16 protein-coding genes and 2 tRNA genes are annotated in these 18,685 nt (G+C 71.1%); 8 read left to right on the top strand and 10 right to left on the bottom strand.

All coding sequences use genetic code 11. The features are described 5' to 3' along the window. The first annotated feature begins 17 nt into the window (after window positions 1-17). The 7 genes from AB0B39_RS20500 (at window position 18) to AB0B39_RS20470 (ending at window position 3,830) form a co-directional block, all read left to right on the top strand. Window positions 18-581, top strand: a complete 564-nt coding sequence (locus AB0B39_RS20500) for a carboxymuconolactone decarboxylase family protein (RefSeq protein WP_357575067.1) — start codon at window positions 18-20, stop codon at window positions 579-581. Continuing rightward, window positions 581-1,453, top strand: a complete 873-nt coding sequence (locus AB0B39_RS20495) for a PhzF family phenazine biosynthesis isomerase (RefSeq protein WP_357575066.1) — start codon at window positions 581-583, stop codon at window positions 1,451-1,453. The genes AB0B39_RS20500 and AB0B39_RS20495 overlap by 1 nt, the downstream gene beginning before the upstream one ends. Window positions 1,454-1,624: 171 nt before the next feature. Beyond that, window positions 1,625-2,044, top strand: coding sequence for a YbaB/EbfC family nucleoid-associated protein (locus tag AB0B39_RS20490; protein ID WP_357575065.1), 420 nt, complete (start codon window positions 1,625-1,627; stop codon window positions 2,042-2,044). Window positions 2,045-2,051: 7 nt separating this feature from the next. Beyond that, window positions 2,052-2,369: a hypothetical protein gene (locus AB0B39_RS20485; protein WP_357575064.1), complete on the top strand. Its 318-nt coding sequence runs from the start codon at window positions 2,052-2,054 to the stop codon at window positions 2,367-2,369. 3 nt (window positions 2,370-2,372) lie between these two features. Beyond that, window positions 2,373-2,867, top strand: a complete 495-nt coding sequence (locus AB0B39_RS20480; protein WP_357575063.1) for a hypothetical protein — start codon at window positions 2,373-2,375, stop codon at window positions 2,865-2,867. Next, window positions 2,860-3,378 (top strand): hypothetical protein, encoded by a 519-nt coding sequence (locus AB0B39_RS20475; protein ID WP_357575062.1) that lies wholly within the window; start codon window positions 2,860-2,862, stop codon window positions 3,376-3,378. The genes AB0B39_RS20480 and AB0B39_RS20475 overlap by 8 nt, the downstream gene beginning before the upstream one ends. After that, window positions 3,378-3,830, top strand: coding sequence for an SUKH-3 domain-containing protein (locus tag AB0B39_RS20470; RefSeq protein ID WP_357575061.1), 453 nt, complete (start codon window positions 3,378-3,380; stop codon window positions 3,828-3,830). Before AB0B39_RS20475 ends, AB0B39_RS20470 begins: the two co-directional genes overlap by 1 nt. 72 nt (window positions 3,831-3,902) lie before the next feature. On the opposite strand, the gene AB0B39_RS20465 is transcribed toward AB0B39_RS20470, so the two are convergent. The 6 genes from AB0B39_RS20465 to AB0B39_RS20440 form a co-directional block, all read right to left on the bottom strand. Continuing rightward, a tRNA-Ile gene (locus AB0B39_RS20465) sits at window positions 3,903-3,979 on the bottom strand. A 61-nt stretch (window positions 3,980-4,040) separates the two neighbouring features. Continuing rightward, a complete protein-coding gene (locus AB0B39_RS20460; RefSeq protein ID WP_357575060.1) occupies window positions 4,041-5,729 on the bottom strand; it encodes an insulinase family protein in 1,689 nt (562 codons plus the stop codon). Then, the gene (locus tag AB0B39_RS20455) at window positions 5,726-6,673 is read right to left on the bottom strand and encodes a hypothetical protein (protein ID WP_357496356.1); all 948 of its coding nucleotides are present in this window, start codon (window positions 6,671-6,673) and stop codon (window positions 5,726-5,728) included. Before AB0B39_RS20455 ends, AB0B39_RS20460 begins: the two co-directional genes overlap by 4 nt. 54 nt (window positions 6,674-6,727) lie before the next feature. Beyond that, the gene (locus tag AB0B39_RS20450) at window positions 6,728-7,966 is read right to left on the bottom strand and encodes an FAD-dependent oxidoreductase (RefSeq protein ID WP_357575059.1); all 1,239 of its coding nucleotides are present in this window, start codon (window positions 7,964-7,966) and stop codon (window positions 6,728-6,730) included. Next, entirely contained in the window at window positions 7,956-10,079 is a 2,124-nt protein-coding gene (locus AB0B39_RS20445) for an MMPL family transporter (RefSeq protein ID WP_357575058.1), read from the bottom strand. Before AB0B39_RS20445 ends, AB0B39_RS20450 begins: the two co-directional genes overlap by 11 nt. Window positions 10,080-10,490: 411 nt before the next feature. Continuing rightward, window positions 10,491-10,563, bottom strand: a tRNA-Asn gene (locus AB0B39_RS20440). A gap of 293 nt (window positions 10,564-10,856) precedes the next feature. Between AB0B39_RS20440 and AB0B39_RS20435 the strand changes: the two genes are divergently transcribed. Then, the gene (locus AB0B39_RS20435) at window positions 10,857-11,261 is read left to right on the top strand and encodes a hypothetical protein (protein ID WP_234584388.1); all 405 of its coding nucleotides are present in this window, start codon (window positions 10,857-10,859) and stop codon (window positions 11,259-11,261) included. A gap of 79 nt (window positions 11,262-11,340) precedes the next feature. On the opposite strand, the gene AB0B39_RS20430 is transcribed toward AB0B39_RS20435, so the two are convergent. The 4 genes from AB0B39_RS20430 to AB0B39_RS20415 all read right to left on the bottom strand — a co-directional run bounded on the left by AB0B39_RS20430 (window position 11,341) and on the right by AB0B39_RS20415 (window position 18,385). Further along, complete coding sequence (locus AB0B39_RS20430) at window positions 11,341-12,348, bottom strand: sugar phosphate isomerase/epimerase family protein (RefSeq protein WP_234584387.1); 1,008 nt, start codon at window positions 12,346-12,348, stop codon at window positions 11,341-11,343. Between the two features lie 212 nt (window positions 12,349-12,560). Next, window positions 12,561-13,064, bottom strand: coding sequence for an ATP-binding protein (locus AB0B39_RS20425; RefSeq protein WP_357496349.1), 504 nt, complete (start codon window positions 13,062-13,064; stop codon window positions 12,561-12,563). Window positions 13,065-13,360: 296 nt separating this feature from the next. Continuing rightward, window positions 13,361-15,469, bottom strand: coding sequence for a ThuA domain-containing protein (locus AB0B39_RS20420; protein ID WP_357575057.1), 2,109 nt, complete (start codon window positions 15,467-15,469; stop codon window positions 13,361-13,363). A gap of 60 nt (window positions 15,470-15,529) precedes the next feature. Further along, window positions 15,530-18,385, bottom strand: a complete 2,856-nt coding sequence (locus tag AB0B39_RS20415; protein ID WP_357496345.1) for a PQQ-dependent sugar dehydrogenase — start codon at window positions 18,383-18,385, stop codon at window positions 15,530-15,532. Window positions 18,386-18,685 lie beyond the last annotated feature (300 nt).

The raw sequence follows: 18,685 nt of genomic DNA, 5'->3' as shown, positions 1-18,685 counted from the left end.
AGTCGCGGGAGGTGACCATGGCTCGCATAGCTCCGCTCGACGCGCCGTTCACGGCCGACGTGGCAGCACAGCTCGCCACCATGATGCCGACCGGCATGCCACCGATCGCCCTGTTCCGGACGTACGCCAAGAACCTGCCGATGACCGTTGCGATGAGTCAGTGGGGCAGATACGAACTCGGTCGGCACCTGTCCCTGACGCTTCGCGAGCGGGAGATCGTCATCCTTCGCACCTGCGCGCGTTGCCGCTGCGAGTACGAGTGGGGCGTCCACCTGATGGTCTTCGCCCACCGCGCCGGGCTCACCCGCCCCGAGATCGCCTCGCTCACCGACGGCGTGCCGGACGACGCGTGCTGGACCACCGGTCGCGAACGGGCGCTCATCCAGGTGATGGACGCCCTGCACGACTCGTCGGACATCGACGACAGCCTGTGGCAGTCCGCCCGCGAGGTGCTGGACGAGCCGCAGGTGCTCGACCTGCTGCTGCTCTGCGGCTGGTACCACGCGATCTGCTTCGCCGCCCGCGCCGCCCGGGTCGACCTCGAGCCGGGTGCCCCTCGCTTCGCCGACGTCATGGCCTGATGCCCGGCCCACGGGTGATCATGGTGGACGCCTGCACCCGCGACGGGCGCGGCGGCAGCCCCACCGCGGTCGTGCTCGACGTTGCCAGCCGCACCGACGAGGAACGGCGCGCTGTCGCATCGACGGTCGGCGCGTCCCACACCGCGTTCGTCGACAGCAGCGGCGTGGGCCCGCCCCGCGTACGGTTCTTCACGGGCGAGGGAGAACTCCGCAACTGCGGCCACGGCACCATCGCCGCGCAGGCCGTCCTGCTGCACCGCGCCGGCGCCACCGAGCACCGCGGCCACCAGAACACCGGCGGCCGCACCGTCGCCGTGACCGCCACCCGCCGCCGCGACGGCATCGAAGTCTGGTTCGAGCAGGGCGTCATCGCGCTGTCGGGCCGCGCCGAACCGGCCGACAGCGCCGTCATCGCGGCCCTCGGTCTGACGCCTGGCGACATCGTCGCCGACGACCTGCGGGTCGCCTCGCCGGGCACGCCCCGGCTCCTCGTCCGGGTCCGGGAACGCCGGACGCTGTCAGCGCTGCGGCCCGACGTCGCCCGGCTGGCAGCCGAGTGTCGCCGGCTCGGCTATCTCGGCTGCTTCGCCTACGTGCTCGCGCCGACCGCGGGACCAGCCACCGCCCGCATGTTCGCCCCCGCGATCGGTGTGGACGAGGACATCGTCAACGCCAACAGCGTCGGCTGCCTCGCCGCCCACCTGCTCGACACGTCCCGCGACAGCGGCATCGCCGTTCACCAGGGTGACACGCTCGGTCGTCCGTCAGCCGTCCTCGCCACGGCGACACGGACCCCGGACGGCATCGTCGCCAGAATCGGCGGCCTGGTTCACCACCCGAGGGCACAGCCGACCGCCTCGCGGACCACCTGAGTCGCCACCGTCCCCTGTCGACACGGCAAAAAGACGCATGACGAGCGGACGGTGTCCGCCCTGGACGGCCGCCGGTGACGCCATCACCGCACCCGTGGGCGGACGACAGGAAGTGATTCCGTCTCCTAAAATCGCGGTGAGGCATGGCTGAGCGCGGATCCGGGGGTTGAGATGGCGTCGACGGACCCGTACGGGATCGACAAGGTGCTCGCCGACACGATGCGTGCGCTGTCCGCGCAGCAGTCGGGCGGGGCGCAGGAGGCCGACGTGCCCCAGCCTGAGGGGCGCGGTGAGGCGGCGGACGGGATGGTCCGGGTCTCCGCCGCGCCGCCGGGCCGGCTGACCACGTTGGAGGTTGACCCACGCCTGCGGCGACTCGACCTCACGACCCTGACCGAGCACATCATGACCGCCGTCAACGACGCCCTGGCAGATCTGCAGCAGGCGACGACGGCCACCGCCGGGCCGGTCGATCTGAGCGACCTCGGGCGGCAGCTGACCGAGATCCAGCAGGATGCCGCCAGGCAGTTCACCACGTTCCTCGACGGGCTCGCCGACGCGCAGGACCGGCTGGGCCGTCGAGGCGGGTGACGACGCCGTGCAGATCGACCCGGAGAGCCTCGCGGCCGCCGGCACCACCATGCGGTCGCTGGCGGACGGCTTCGCCGACAGGCTGACCGCCTTCCAGGCCCGACTGGCGTCGATAGGTCCCGCGTTCGGCGACGACGAGACCGGGTCACTGCTCGGTGTGGCGTACGGCGAGGCAGCGTCCTTCGTCTTCGAGTCACTGGTCGAGGCGCTCGACGAGCTCGGTTTCGCTGGCGACGACCTCACGGCGATGGCTCGCTCCCACGAAGCGAACGAGGCCGACAACGGCGACCTCTTTCGCGTACTCCTCAGACGGATGGATGGCTGACGCGTGGGTCTGCAGATTCCGGGCGAGCTGCGCAGCCTGCTCGACATCCTGGGCTACACCTGGCCGGCTTCGGACGAACAGAAGCTCTTCGAGCTCGGCCAGGCGTGGTGCGAATTCAGCAATGAGGTGGCCGAGTTCGTCCAGCAGGCGGAGACGGCCGCCAGGAACGCGCTGACCGGCAACGAGGGTGTCGACATCGAGGCATTCCGGGCCTGGTGGGGCCAACAGGAGAGCCCGATCGACAGCCTGCAGAGCAACGGGACCGGCGCCGTGGTCGGCGGTGCCGGGCTCATGATCTGCGCCGCGATCGTGCTGGCCCTGAAGATCGCGGTCATTGTGCAACTGACCCTGCTGGCGATCCAGATCGCGCAGGCGATCGCCACCGCCGGCCCGACGTTCGGTGCGTCGCTGCTGGAGATTCCGGTGTTCCAGACACTGACGCGCACCATCGTCGGCAATCTGATGCAGGAGGCCCTCTGGCGGTTGGCCGATGGGTAAGAACCGCACCGGCAAGATGGCCGCGAAGTTCGCCCGGGAATGGGTCAGGGACCTGCGCAAGGTCAAGCGTCGACGCCGTGGCGATCCGGGCGCACGCCCCACCAGGAACGCCTCTCCCGCCCGGCAGGCGTCCTACCGCGCCCGCCAGGAGGCCGACCGCCAGCAGCGCAACGGTCGGGTCAATGGCACCGCCGAGGCCGTGACCACTGCGGACGGGCGGCACACCGCCGTGTCGGTGAGCGACGGCCCCGACAAGATCTATCCGCACCACCGCGAGGTGGCCGGCGCGCTCGACCGCGTACCGCAGAACCTTCGCGCGCCGTGGCACGGAAACTGTGCGCTACCGCAGTCGTTGTCGAAGCTGCTGGACCGTGGCGTCGACCCGCGTGGTGGCGCGATCGGCGCCGCGCGGATCCGCGCACCGGGCAACCCCGGCCACGGGGCGCACAACCCGTGCTGCAACAGTTGTAAGGCGTTGCGCAACGAGTTCGACCTGAGGGAGGTGCTGTGATGCGGGGAGACGACCGCGCACTGCCGGACCGTGCGGCCCAGACACTCAGGACGGCAGGTTGGACGCCACGCCGCCGGGTGGACGTCGACGAGTGGGAGTCTGCGCTCGCCCCGGAGGGCTTTGCCATGCACGCTCCCGCTCGCGCCTTCCTGACCGAGTTCGGTGGACTCGTCGTCCCGGTGAGCGGTCCCGGTCGGGACTCCGCCCGCATCGGCGTACGCCTCGACCCGACGCTGTGCCTCGGTCAGAAGGTGTGGTTCGACAGTCTCTCCGGACCCACCGCCGGTCAGCTCTACCCCCTCGGCGAGGAGCACGACGGGCACGCCAGCCTGGCCATGGATGCCGACGGCACGATCCATCTGCTCTTCAACGACCAGATCAAGCGGATCGGCCCCGGCCTGACCGGCCTGGCCCGACTGCTCGAAGGCGAAGAGGCCCCGGCCGGGCAGTGACGGGTGCCGGGCCCTCGGCGCAAGCCCTGGCCTGCGGCTTCGCGGGTCTTGGACCCCCGTTCGTATCCGTACTGGTGGGGCGGGCGGGACTCGAACCCGCGACCGAGGGATTATGAGTCCCCTGCTCTAACCGGCTGAGCTACCGCCCCGACACCGCGCGGATCTTATCCCGCTCGGTGGATCACGGGCCAGCACCGGTGTGGCCCCGCCTCATCCCCGCCGCCGTCGCCACAGCAGCACGATGGGCAACGCGAGGATAACAGTGAGCAGCCAGCCCACCACGATGACGCCCCAGAACCATTCCTCGCCCGGCTCGGTGCCGGCGGCGACCATGACGTACGTCAGCAGCAGGCTCACCGCGCCCATCACCAGGACGGCCACGCCGCTGACCACGATCGCCGCGATCTCCCACCAGGGGCGGTCGGCGGGCGTCGCGGCCGGCTGTTCGGCTGCCGACGGCTGCGGGATGGCGTCCGGTGAGCGGGCCGGCATGGCGATGTGCCGGTCGGCCGGCACCTGGGCGTCGATGACCGGAAGCGCCGCCGGGTGCAGGTTGAACATCGTCGGCTCGACGTGCAGCACGATGGCGTCCGCGCCGATCAGTTGCCGCGCCCCGTCGGGCCAGGCGAGCATCGCGGAGCAGTCGGCGTACCGGACGGTCAGCGGCCCGTCGGTGCCCAGGTAGGTCACCCCGTCCACGCCGATGCGGAGCGCGCCGGCGCCCTGCTTCGCCGCGTACGTGGTGCCGTCGACGGTGTCGCTGGAGTGGGTGGGGGCCGCGACGAAGCCGGCCCAGTCGGCGCGGAGCCCGCCCGGCACCATGAGCAGCGCGGACGACGTCACCTCGCCGGCCACCTGGTGCAGGTCGGCGAGGCTGACGGCCTTCAGCTCGGCCCGGTGCTCGTCGATGCTGAGGTTCGGCTCGCCGGTCAACACGTTGAGGGCGTACCCCGGCAGGCGCGCGGCGTCGACCTCGGCGGTGCCGAGCACGTCCTGCCGCTTGGCGACTGTGGCGTCCAGGTCGGCCTGCTCGATCCGCCCGACCCGCAGCTTCGCCAGCACGTCGACGAAGCCGCCCAGCACGGCGTCCTGCTTCTCCGCCAGCGCGTCGGCGAGCGCCCGCAGCGTGGCGTACCCGTCGCCGCGCGGCTCGTACCCCGTGGTGGTGGTGTAGGAGAGCCCCGACTCCTGGCGCAGCGACCGGTACAGCTCCCGCTCGAGCACGCCGGAGAAGACGGTCGCAGCGGTGCTGCGCCGCACCACCGAGTCGAGCACGACGGCGCGGGCGCCGCTGACGAAGTACGCCGGGGTCTGCGGCAGCGCCGACGAGACCGCCGGCACCGGCTGCCGGACCCCACTGGGCAGCGCGAGGCGCAGCCCGGCGGGCACCCGGTCGCCGGCGATCCAGAGCACCGCGTTCTCCCGGGTGAACGAGCGGGCCGCCCACTCGCGCAGGTGGTCGGCGGTGAGCGCGCCCAGGCCCCACTCCGGGTAGCTGCTGAGCCCGAAGTCCCGCGCGCCGTGTCGCCACAGTGGGATGTCGTCGATCGCGGCGGCGCCCCGGCTGCTCCACTCGGTGCGCAGGATGTCCTTCTCGACGTCCAGCCGCGCCACCGGCAGGTCGGCCAGGTGCCCGCAGACGGCGGTCAGGAACGCCGCGATGTCCGCCTCGGAGCCCTGGGTGTGGAACATGGTGAACGCCGGGGCGGTCACGCCGTTGACGTGATAGTCGGCCAGGCCGAGCGGTGCGAGCGCGAGGTGCTCGATGAGGTGGGTGATGCCGGCGCGGCTGAGCGTCTCGTCGGCGGTGCCGACCCGGAAGGTCAGCCCGGCGCGCATCGGCCCACCGGTGGGGGCGAGCAGCGTGGGCACCCCGTCCACGTCCAGGTGCTGGATCATGACTGGCCACCCTTCGCGTACGCCTTGGCGCGGTACTTCGTGAAGCCCTCGGCGTCGTCGACGTAGGCCCAGGGGTATTCGGTGCCCAGGTTGCCCAGGGCGGTGAACTGGCTGGCGGCGGCGGGCCACTGCTCGGTGAGGCTGAACATCAGCGCGAACGTCGAGCGGATCCAGACCCAGCCCGGCCGGTCGACGAAGTCCGGGTGCAGCACGGATCGCTGCCCGGCCTGCATCACCTCGTCCACGACGGGCGCGCTGCGCACGTACGCGGTGCGCTCCCGGTCGGTGTCGAAGTCCAGCCAGCGTTCCAGGTGCGCCTCGGCGACCAGCACGGCGTTGGGCGCCCCGGCGGGCGCGGCCTGCGCGCACTCGCGGGCGAACGCGAAGGCCCGGTCCCAGTCACCGCTCCACTTCGGGCAGAGCTGCTGGAGCAGGGCCGCCTGTGCGGGGGCGTGGTGGGGGTGCTGCTGGGCGAGCCGGTCGTAGCGGCGGCGTGCCTCGTTCTGGCCCAGTTGCAGACCCCGGGCGATGGTGATCCGCTGCGTCCAGGCGGCCGCGTCGTCGGGGTACCGGGCGGTGACGTCGATGAGCACCTGCTCGGCGCGACGCAGGTGTTCGTGGAACTGCTCGAACTGCGACCGGCTGACGTGTTGGGCCCGGTAGGAGCTGCGGATCCGCCAGCCGTCGCAGATGAGGTGAGTGCCGTGCAGGGTGCCCGCCAGCCGGTCGGTGGTGTCGTCGTCGTACACGCGGTGCAGGAACGCCGCGGACGCGGCGTGGTCGCCGGCCTCCCTGACGAGCAGGGTGTGAAAGGCGGGGTCCCGGTCGGCGAACACGGCCCGGACGGCGGGCCAGTCGGCGGCGTCGAGCGCCTTGCGCAGGTCGTTGACCTCGGGGTACGCGGCAGCGGCATCGAAGGTGGGTGCCGGGAGGGGGGCGGGCATGGCGGCGATCATAGGTGATCAACTACGGCTGCGGTGCCCTCGTTCGAGGCGGGCTCAGCCGGCGCGCAACTCCTTGAGCACCGCCCCGGCGGCACGCCAGCCGCTGGCGAGAGCGCCCTGGATCGATGGACTGTCGCGGTGGTCACCGGCCACGAACAGCCCCTCCCCCATCGAGACGGGCTTGCGCAGCCGCCCCTGCGGCGGCGGCGCGGCGGGCAGCGCGTCCGGAACGACCACTGTGGTGAGGTGGGTCCAGTCGGTGGTGGATCGACCGTACAGCCGGGTCAACTCGGCCCGGATGGTCGACTCGGGCGGGGCCGTGGGACCCACCACCGACGTGGCCACGAGGTGCCGGCCGGCGGGCGCGTAGGTGCGTGCGGCGTTGCTGAGCACCACGGTGTTCGCGACGATCTCCCGCCGGTCGCCGTCGACGAGCAGGATCGGCTCGGCGAGCGGCGGCTCGGGCGCGCTGTGGTAGTACGTGGTGTAGCTGTGCATGCGTACCGTCGCCAGAGCCGGCAGCAGCGCGGCCGCGGCGGGCGGGTCGACGGCGACCACGACGGCCCGGCAGCGGATGTCGCCGGCCTGGGTGCGGACCAGGCCGGGCGCGACCCGCGCGACAGGGGTGTCCAGGTCGAGCAGTTCGGTGGGCAGTGGGTCGGCGATGGCCCGGGGCAGCGCGGCCATCCCCTCGGCGGGCAGGCCGATCCGGCCGCGGGCGAACGAGCGCAGCACCATCGCGAGCACGTGGCTGGACGTGGCCAGCTCCCGGTCGATGAACACGCCGGACAGGAACGGCCGCAGCAGCTCCTCGATGATCGCGTCGGAGAGACCGGCACGGCGCAACGCCGTCTCGGCGCTGGTCTCCGGCGCGGTGAGCAGCCGGGACACCGGCAGCGTGGCGCAGCCGGTGGCGAGCGCGGCGAAGCGCAGCCGGTCGAGCAGCGAGCCCACGCCGGCCAGCGCGGTACGCGGCCCGCCGGCCGGCTCCCGCAACGGGTTGACCAGCCGCAGCAGGTCGTCGCCCCGGCGCACCAGCACCCCGGACGTGAAGTAGCCGAGGTTGAGCCGGTCGGTGTCGAGCAGCGTGCCGAGCCGCGGGTAGGCCGTGTTGAGCACCTGGAAACCCCTGTCGATCAGGTAGCCGTCCACGACGTCGGTGGCGACCCGGCCGCCCAGCCGGCCGCCGGCCTCCAGCAGGCGCCAGGGCACGCCGGCGCGGTGCAGCCGGCGGGCGGCGGCGAGGCCGGCCAGGCCGCCGCCGACGACCACCACGTCGGTCTCAGCCAGCATCGCGCGCCTCCCGCTCACCGTTCGCCCGGGACAAGCGGCCCGGCCACCAGATCTTCGGCCCGATGTCGTACGCGAGCGCCGGCACCAGCAGCGACCGGACGATGATCGTGTCGATCAGTACCCCGATCGCGACAGCCGTGCCCAGCTCGACGAGCACCACCAGCGGCAGGACGGCCAGGGCGGAGAAGGTCGCGGCGAGCACGATGCCCGCGGAGGTGATCACCCCGCCGGTGACGGCGAGCCCGGCGAGCACACCGGCGCGGGTGCCCCGCTTGACCGACTCCTCGCGGACCCGGCTCATCAGGAAGATGTTGTAGTCGATCCCGAGGGCGACCAGGAAGACGAACGCGAACAGCGGAAACGACGAGTCCACGCCGGGGAAGTCGAAGACGTGGCGGAACAGCAGCGCGCAGAGACCGAGCGTCGCCGCGAAGCTGAGCAGCACCGTGCCGATGAGCAGCACGGGAGCGAGGAGGGCCCGCAGCAGCAGGGCCAGGATCACCGCGATGACCACCAGCACCACCGGGATGATGACGTTCTGGTCGCGTTTCGCGGCGTCGGAGGTGTCCACGTTGATGGCGGTGAAGCCGCCGACGACGGCGTCCGCGCCGGGCACCTGGTGTACGGCCACCCGCAGGTCGCGGATGGTCCGCTCGGCCCCGTCGCTGTCGGGCGGGTCGGCGAGCGTCGCCTCCAGCTGCACCCGCCCGTCGACGACCTTCGGCGGGGCATTCTGCTCGGGTGGGCCGGTCTGCGGGCCGTTGGAGAGTGGACGGACGTCCGCGACGCCGCGTACGCCCTGGGCCACCTGCGCCACCTGCCGCGCGCTCTGCTCGGTGGCGAAGATGGTTGCCGGGCTGCCGGTGCCGGCCGGGTAGTGCCGGGCGATGACGTCCTGACCGTCCACCGAGTCGGTGCGCTGCGTGAACAGGTCGGACTGGCCGAGGGTGGTGGCGCCGAGCTGGGTCAGGCCGAGCGTGAGGAGAGCCAGGACGACTGCGGTGCTCAGCCAGATCGGTCGGGCGTGCCGGGCCACGAAACCGGCGATGCGACTCCAGATGCCGTGCTCGGCCCGCGGGTCGGCCTGGTCGACGTGGGGCCGTCGGGGCCAGAACGCCCACCGGCCGCCGAGCACCAGCAGCGCCGGCAGGAAGGTGAGCATCACCAGCAGGGTGGCGGCGATGCCGATGGCGGCGACCGGGCCGAGCGCCCGGTTCGAGTTGAGGCTGGACAGCAGCAGGCAGAGCAGACTGACGATGACCGTGCCGCCGGACGCGATGATGGCCGGAGCGGCACCCCTCCACGCGGCACGCATCGCGTCCCACGGGCGGTCGTGCCGGTGCAGCTCCTCGCGGTAGCGGGCGATCAGCAGCAGCGCGTAGTCGGTGCCGGCGCCGAAGACCAGCACGGTGAGGATGCCCTGCGCCTGGCCGTTGAGCTTGACGATGTCGGCGTCCGCGAGCAGGTAGACGAAGACCGAGGCCAGCGCGTACGACATTCCGGCGGCCAGCAGCGGAAAGATCCACAAGACGGGGCTGCGGTAGACGATCAGCAGGATGATCAGCACCACCACGAGCGTGACCAGCAGCAGTGGCCCGTCGATGGCGGAGAAGACCTCGATCAGGTCGGCGAGCAGGCCGGCCGGGCCGGCGACGTCCACCGTGAGCCCGTCCCGGTCGCCGCCGGCGATGTCGCGCAACTGTTCGACGACCGAGCCGATCTCCTCGCCCTCGGCGTCGTCCACCGGCACGACGACCTGGAGTGCTTGGCCGTCCTCGCTGGGAATCGGCGGGGGCAGCGGGTTGACCACGCCCGGCACCTGGGCGAAGCGGGCGGCGTCGGCGCTCACCCGCTGCCGGTCCACGTCGGTGATCCCCGACGACCGCTCGTAGACGACAAGCGCCGGCACGGTCTCCCGGTCGACGAACCCAGCGGCGAGGTCCTGGGCACGGGTCGCCTCGGCGTCGGTGGGCAGGAAGGCGGCGTTGTCGTTGGTGGCGACCTCGCTGAGACGTCCGGCGTACGGGCCGGCCACACCGCCGATCACCAGCCAGGCCAGCACGACCGCCACCGCGACCAGTGTGGCCCGGCCGAAGCCGCCTCGTCCCGACATTGCGATCACCCCAAGAATCGACGCATCAATCGACGCAGCTGGAGTCTAGGTCGACATCGACCATCCTGCCGGGCACGAGACCCACAAGCAGCCCAAACCCCCCATTCCACCCACGCCCCCCACGCACGCCGCGCCGCCGCCCCAAGATCGTCACAACTTCGGGGATATTGCTGCCTCAGGCACGCGGGAGACAGCAACATCCCCGAAGTTGCTGCAGCGAATACCGACCCCACCCCGCCAGCACAGTCGCGGCCTCAGAACCCGCGCCGATCTTGCAGTTTCGGTCGTGGATATGCGCAGAGCGCCCCTTATGCCGGGACAGTAAGTGCAAGATCGCGGAGGCAGGGGGCGGAGGCGCGGGGGCAGCAGAAACGCCCGTCGGCGTGTTGCCGACGGGCGTTGGTGGAGAAGCTCCCCCGATTGGACTCGAACCAATAACCTGCCGGTTAACAGCCGGCTGCTCTGCCAATTGAGCTACAGGGGATCGTGCACCGCCTGGAACCGGATCTCGCCGGTGCCGTGCGACGGGACAAGAGTACAGGACATTCCCCGGTGGTGGTCCAGTGGGTTCCACAGGCATCGGCCCTTGATCCAGATTCGCAGGTCAGCGCCACGGGCGGATCGCAATCGGGGCAAATCGCCATCCCGGCACAAGCAGGCTTGAGCGGGGAGCAGGATGGGTAGTTAGCTGCGGACAGAGGACGCAGGCGCGAATTTGTCGCGCCCGACGGGGCAACCCGCCGGCGCGACGGCGCGTCAGGTACGGAAGGAGCCGCCATGCGCGGAAAGATCATGTTTCTTGGCGGGCTGGCTGCGGGATTCGTCCTGGGCGCCCGTGCCGGCCGGGAGAAGTACGAAGAGCTCGTGGTCCGGGGCCGCAAGGTGCTCGACCACCCGACCGTCCAGGAGGCGGCCGGGGTCGCGCAGGCCCAGGCCAACAAGCTCTACAGCGAGGGCAAGGACAAGCTCGGCCAGACCAAGCTGGGCGAGAAGCTGGGCACCGGCAACGGGAGCACCGGCAAGCAGGAGCTGACCGCCGCCGACGACGCGTTCGCCGGCACGCCCGCCACCGTGGGCGCCAAGGCGGGCAGCAGCTCGGTCGGCACGACCTCCGGGTCGCCGTCGGCCACCAACCCCCGCACCAAGCCGTCCGGCTCGGGCACCAACGCCAGCACGCTCTGATCCATCGCACGCAGACCCATCGCACGTCGACGGGCCGGTCGCCGAGAGGCGACCGGCCCGTGGTCTGTCCGAGCTGTGGTCAGTCCTTGCTGCTGAACGCCGCGTCGAAGGCGGCGCTCGGGGCGTCGAAGGCGAGCCGGCGGACGAACTGCAGCGCCTCCGGGGCGCCGACCAGGCGGTCCATCCCGGCGTCCTCCCACTCGACGGAGATCGGGCCGGTGTAGCCGATCGCGTTCAACGCCCGGAAGCAGTCCTCCCAGGGCACGTCGCCGTGGCCGGTGGAGACGAAGTCCCAGCCGCGGCGCAGGTCGGCCCAGGGCAGGTGCGAGGCGAGCCGGCCGCGCCGGCCGTCGCCGGTACGCACCTTCGCGTCCTTGCAGTCGACGTGGTAGATCCGGTCGGCGAAGTCGAAGATGAAGTTCACCGGGTCCAGCTCCTGCCAGACGAAGTGCGACGGGTCCCAGTTCAGCCCGAACGCGGGCCGGTTGCCGATCGCCTCCAGCGTCCGCTTGGTCGTCCAGTAGTCGTACGCGATCTCGCTGGGGTGCACCTCGTGCGCGAACCGCACCCCGACCTCGTCGAACACGTCGAGGATCGGGTTCCACCGATCCGCGAAGTCCTGGTAGCCGCGCTCGATCATCGACGGCGGCACCGGCGGGAACATCGCCAGGGTGTGCCAGATCGACGACCCGGTGAACCCGACGACGGTCTTCACCCCGAGCTTCGCCGCGGCCCGCGCGGTGTCCTTGATCTCCTCGGCGGCCCGCTGGCGGACCCCCTCGGGCTCCCCGTCGCCCCAGATCCGGGCGGGCAGGATGTCCTGGTGCCGCTCGTCGATCGGATGGTCGCAGACGGCCTGACCGACGAGGTGGTTGGAGATCGTGAAGACCTGAAGGTTGTGCTTCGCGAGCGTCTCCCGCTTGCGGTCGACGTACGAGTCGTCGGCGAGCGCCTTGTCGACCTCGAAGTGGTCGCCCCAGCAGGCGATCTCCAGGCCGTCGTAGCCCCACTCGGAGGCGAGCCGGCAGACCTCCTCGAACGGAAGGTCGGCCCACTGGCCGGTGAAGAGCGTGATGGGTCGCGCCATTGTCCTTCTCCCCTGATGTGATGGGGATTCCGTTGTGCGGACCGGGGCGAGGGTGACCGGTCAGACCGGTGCGTGGCACCGAGGCGGAACACCGGTGGGTGCCGAGCGCACCTGAGCCCGACGGGTTGCGCCTCCCACCGGGCCACCGGCCACCGTCACGGTCGCCGCCCCCACCCTATTTCCGCCGGGGTCATCGCGAAAGCCCCGGAGCGTCACTCGGCCGCTTCTTCGGGCGCGGGCAGGACCGCCCGGACGGTGAACCCGCCGCCGGGATTCGGGCCGGCCGAGAAGGTGCCGCCGGCCCGCTCGGTGCGCCCGCGCACCGCGGCCAGCCCCCGCCCGACGCCCCGGGTCTCCCCGGCCGGCGTCGCGGCACCGGCGCCGTCGTCGCGTACCTCGATGGTGATGCCCTCGGCGTCGTAGCGCAGCCGGACCGCGACCGCCGCGCCGGGGGCGTGTCGGCGCACGTCGGCCAGCGACTCCTCGATGATCCGGTACGCCGCCACGTCGACCGCGCCGGGCAGCGGCCGGGGTGCCCCGCCGAGGCTCCAGCGCACGGGCTGGCCTGCGGCGAAGCCCTCCGCCAGCGCGTCGAGACGGTTCAGGCTGGGAGCCGGCCCGGTCAACGGGTCGGGCTCCTCGGCCCGGTGCAGCGCTGCGCGCAGGCGGTGCCCCTGGGTCCGCGCCATCCGGCGCCATCGCGCGAAACGCCCCATGCTGGTCAAGGTACGGCAGGCTCCTGAGAGCGGGCCCGCGGCGTCCACACAACGCCCCCATCGCACCGGTGGCTCCGACCATCGAGAGGCGTATACCTGTGAGTCATATCTATGACTCACAGGTATACGCCTCTTCGGTGACATCGGCCTCGCCAAGGACGCGCCCGGTGAGGCGGAGCGCGTCCGGTGTCGCTGAGCGGGCGGCGTCGGGAGCGGGTGGCTCGCAGGGGCCGTCGGCCGCGACCGGCGGCCCCTGCGCGCTCAGTGAGCCTGGTGGGCTCGGTGCGGTTGGCAGGTCAGGGCAGGGTCCACTTCTGGTTGGCCGCGCCGTTGCAGGTCCAGAGGTGCACGACGGTGCTGTCGGCCGAGTTGTTGCCGGAGACGTCCAGGCACTTGCCCGAGGCGGTGTTGCGCAGGCTGCCGTCTGACTGGGCCGCCCAGTTCTGCGCGCCGGTGCCGTTGCAGGTCCAGAGCTGGATCTTGGTGCCGTCGGCGGTGCCGCTGCCGGACACGTCGAGGCACTTGCCGAGCGCCTTGATCGTCGAGTTCGGCGTCACGGTCCAGGTCTGCGCCGTACTGCCGTTGCAGGTGTAGATCTGGATCTGGGTGCCGTCGGCAGTGGCGCCGCTGCGTACGTCGAGGCACTTGCCGCCCAGGCCCTTGACCGGGCCGACCCCGGTGCTGCCGCCGGTCCCCTTGACCAGGGTGAAGTCGTCCACGTCGAAGAGCCCGGTGCCGCTGCCCCCGAACGTGAGGTAGAGGTTCTGGGCGCCGGACGGGACGTTGGACAACGACGCGGTGACGTTGGCGAACGTCGTCCAGCTGCCGGTGTTGGGCACCGTGACCGTGCCGAGCACCGGACCGGTGGCCGAGCCGGTGCGGACTGCGATGGTGCCGCCCGCGCCGCCGGAGACGACCCGGGCGGTGAACGAGGTGACGCCGGTCAGGTCCACGCCGTTGTACGCCGCCCAGTCGCCCGGGTCGATGTAGCCGACGGTCTGGCCGCCGTTGGCACCCGCCTTGGTGAACGCGGAGACGCCGTTGGCGGAGCTGAACGCCTCGGCCTGGATCGTGCCGGTCGGCGGAGGCGTGGTGCCCAGTTCCTTGATCCGGATGTTGCGGAACGAGGCGTCGTCGCCGGTGCCGTGGTTCTGGATGCCGATGTGGCCGGCCAGCGACCGTACCGGATTGGTGTTGGTGAAGTCGTTGATCTTCACCCCGTTGAGGAAGATCTGGAGCCGCTCGCCCTCGACCAGCAGCTCGTAGGTGTTCCACTCCCCCGGCGCGTTGAGCGCCGCGTCGCGGGCCGCGAGGTCCGCGGACTTGAAGGTGTAGACCGAGCCGGTGGTACGGTCCGCCGCGTCGGTGGCGTCGATCTGGATCTCGTAGCCATTGTCCACCGCCGACCACGGGTCGCTCGACGGCGGGAAGCCGATGAACACGCCCGAGTTGTCGTCGCCGGCCAGCTTCCAGTCCAGCTTCAGCGAGTAGTTGGTGAACTGCTTCGCGCTGTACCAGTACAGGCCCATGCCGCCCACCGAGGTGAGGGTGGCGTCGGAGTTGGTGAAGTTGCCCGGCCCGGCCTGCGACCAGCCGGTGGTGGAGCCGTTGTAGAGCGGGGTGTAGCCGGTCTCGGGCCGGCAGTCGGCCTTGCTCCGACCGGAGGCGTACCGGATGCCGCCGAGCAGGTGGTTCCGGAAGTTCGGCTCCGCGTACGACGCCTGGGTGTGCCCCGCGCCGGTGTAGAAGGAGCGGCCACCGTTGTAGCTCTTGCACCAGCTCAGCGGGTGGTCGGCGCCCATGCCGCCGCCGGAGTACGACGACTCGTCCAGGGTGGCCAGCACGTGCGCGGTCGACCGGGCGTTGGTGCGGTAGTTGTACCACTCGTCGGTGCGGGTCCAGGTCTGCGGCAGGTGACCGGTGGCGGCGTGGCCCCGGTCCTCCACCTTCATGTTGGCCTGCTGGATGGCCGGGTGCGAGGCGAACCACGCGCCGACCAGGTTGCCGTAGAACGGCCAGTCGTACTCGGTGTCGGCGGCGGCGTGCACACCCACGTACCCGCGACCGGAGGCGATGTACGACTCGAAGGCGGTCTGTTGGCTGGCGTTGAGCACGTCGCCTGTGGTGTTGAGGAAGACGACCGCCTCGTACTGGGCGAGGTTGCTCGTGGTGAACGCGGCGGCGTCCTCGGTGGCGGTGACGGTGAAGTTGTTCGCGGCGCCCAGGTCACGGATGGTCTGGATGCCGACCGGGATGGCGTCGTGCCGGAAGCCGGCGGTCTTGGAGAAGACCAGCACGTCGTACGGGGCGTCGGCGGCGCTGGCCGGGGTGGCGGGGGTGGTGCAGGCGATGACGGCGAGGACGGCGGTGGTGGCGCCGAGGACGGTTCGCAGGAGTCTGCGCATGTCGCTCTCCTATCGACGGTGGGAAGGGGCCCCCGCGCGACGGGGGCCCCTTCGCTCAGCTCAGGGCAGGGTCCACTTTTGGTTCGCGGCGGCGGTACAGGTCCAGAGGTGCACCACGGTGCTGTCCGCCGAGCTGTTGCCGGAGACGTCCAGGCACTTGCCGGACGCCACGTTGCGGAGCGTGCCGTCGGCCTGCGCGGACCAGTTCTGCGCCCCGGTGCCGTTGCAGGTGTAGAGCTGGATCTTGGTGCCGTCGGCGGTGGCGGCACCGGCGACGTCGAGGCACTTGCCCAACGACTTGATTGTGGAGTTCGGCGTGACCGCCCAGGTCTGGGCCGCGCTGGCGTTACAGGTGTAGATCTGGATCTGCGTGCCGTCGGCGGTGGCGGCGTTGCGCACGTCCAGGCACTTGCCGCCCAGACCCTTGATCGGACCGGTCCCGCCGGTGGGGGCCGAGCCGGTGGTGAAGGTGAACGCGTCCAGGTCGTAGAGCGCGCCGGTGCCCGTACCCGCGAACGTCAGGTAGAGCGTGGTGGTGCCGGTCGGCGGGTTGGTGATCGCTCCCGTGACGGTGGTGAAGGTTTCCCAGCCGCCGGTCACCGGGACCGTGGCGGAGCCGAGCACCGTGCCGGTGGCCGAGCCGGCCCGCACCTGGAGGGTGCCGCCGGAGCCCGCCGAGGAGACCCGGGCGGTGAACGAGGTGACGTTGCCGAGCCGGTACGGCTGGAACGCGATCCAGTCGCCGTTGTTGATGTCGCCGACGGTCTTGCCGCCCTCGGCCGGGGTCTTGCTGAACACGTTGATCCCGGACGAGCTGCCGAAGAACTCGGCCTGGCGGTGACGCGGCGGCAGCGTGTGCTGGGTGTGCGTGGTCAGCCCACCGGCGTCGGTGTACTCGGCGTCGAAGATGGCGAAGATGTTCGCCGCGTCGTCGTGCTCACCGTCGACCGGGATGGTGATCGAGCCGGAGCAGCCGGTCTTCGAGGTGATCTGGTGCCCGTGCTGGTCGTGCCCGAGCACGTAGGTCATCTTGACCTTCGTGCAGTCGATCGTGCCGTCCTCCGGGTCGGTCACCGTGATGCTGTACGGCACGGTGTCACCGAAGCTGAACAACTGCCCGTTGCCCGGGTTGTTGATGGTCACCGTGGGCGCGGTGTTGCCGACGTTGATCTGCACGCTGGCGCTGCCGGTGGCACCCTGCGGGTCCCGTACGGTCAGCGTGGCGGTGTAGGTGCCGTTGGTGCTGTACGTCTTCGTCGGGTTCGCCGCCGTGGAGGTGGTGCCGTCGCCGAAGTTCCACGAGTAGGTCAGCGCCCCACCCTCGGGGTCGGACGAGCCGGCCGAGGAGAACGTCACGGCCAGTGGGGCCGCGCCGGAGGTCTTGTTGGCGCTCGCGGCGGCGTTGGGCGCCCGGTTGCCGCCGGCGACGTAGTCGAAGCGGTAGAGCGCCGAGTTGGCGTCGCCGTTGAAGTAGCCGGTGCCGTAGTCGAGCACGTAGTAGGCGCCGTCCGGGCCGAAGGCCGAGTCCATCACCTGCTTGCCGACCCACGGGAAGGTGTCGATGGTGCCCCGGGAGCCGTCGGAGTTGACGTGGATGGGCTTGATCCAGCCCCGGCCGAACTCGGTGGCGAAGAACTGGCCGTCGAACGACTGCGGGAACTTGGTGGTGGAGGTCGACGAGGCGTTGTACCGGTAGACCGGGCCGCCCATCGGTGACTCGGAGCCGCCGCCGAACTCGGTGGGGGTGCCGGCGTCGCCGGCGTACCGGATCCAGGCCGGCTGGGCCGGCGGCAGGGTGGTCAGGCCGGTGTTGCGGAACGAGTTGTTGGTCGGCCCGCCGGTGCAGTTGTACTTCGCCCCGCTGGCGTTGGTGGCGAAGTCCCACTCGTTGTACGTCTCGGTGGTGGTGTTGGTGCCGGTGCAGTACGGCCAGCCGTAGTTGCCCGGCGCGGTGACCCGGTTGAACTCGACCTGGCCGGACGGCCCGCGGGTGGAGCTGGTGCTGCCGGCGTCCGGCCCGTAGTCACCGACGTAGACGACGCCGGTGCCCTTGTCCACGCTGATCCGGAACGGGTTGCGGAAACCCATGGCGTAGATCTCCGGCCGGGTCTTGGCCGTGCCGGGGGCGAACAGGTTGCCCGACGGGATGGAGTACGTGCCGTTGGCGTTCACCTTGATCCGCAGGATCTTGCCCCGCAGGTCGTTGGTGTTGCCGGCGCTGCGCTGCGCGTCGTACGCCGGGTTGCGGTTGGTCCGCTCGTCCAGGGGCGAGTAGCCGGCCGACTCGAAGGGGTTGGTGTCGTCGCCGGTGGACAGGTAGAGGTTGCCGGCGGCGTCGAAGTCGATGTCCCCGCCGACGTGGCAGCACAGTCCGCGGTCGGCCGGCACGTCGAGGACGTCGACCTTGCTGGCCTGGTTGACGGTGAAGTCGCTGTTGAGGGTGAACCGGGAGAGGCGGTTCACTCCCTGCCAGGCCGAGAAGTCGGTGCCGGTCGCTGGCGCGTCCCCGGTGGGGGTGGACAGCGGCGGCGCGTAGTAGAGGAAGATCTGCCGGTTGCTGGCGAAGTTCGGGTCGACACCGACGCCCTGCAACCCCTCCTCGTCGTGGTTGTAGACCGACAGGGTGCCGATCACCGACGTGGTGCCGTTCGCGTCGGTGCGGCGCAGCGTGCCGTTGCGGGCGGTGTGCAGGACCGAGCGGTCCGGCAGCACGGCCAGCGACATCGGCTCACCCATGTCGGACACGCCCCGGGCGAGTTCGACCTGCTGGAAGTCGGTGGCGTTGATCGTGTGCGCCTGGGCCGGTGTCGAGCTGGCCGCCAGGGTGACCGTGCCGGCCGCGGCCACGAGGAGCAGGGCCGATCCGGCGGAGAGCCATCGTCGGGATCGACGAGGGGGTGCGTCCTTGTTGGACATCTGTGCTGTCCCTTCCTGACGAGTGAGGCCAGGCCGGGCGCGCGCCGTCGCGCCGGATGCCGTAGCGGTGGTGGGGGTCGATGGGTTACCGCGCCGCCGGTTCACCTCGACGAAACAATGTCGTGTTGGCCCCGACACTAAGTCGCGCATGTCGATGTGTCCATACCTTCCGACGATCCAGCATCAACTTTCGTCGATTTGATCGAAAGTTGCCGGGTCGGGGCCGTACGGAAGGGTCCGGGGCGCGCCGACGCCACCCTCGTACTCAAGCGGGCGCGTAACCAGGGTGACGGCGTGCTG

It is taken from the genome of Micromonospora sp. NPDC049114 (assembly GCF_040648635.1).
GTDB lineage: Bacteria > Actinomycetota > Actinomycetes > Mycobacteriales > Micromonosporaceae > Micromonospora.
Note: the sequence above shows the minus strand (reverse complement) of the source record. Positions and strands in the feature narration are given on the sequence as shown.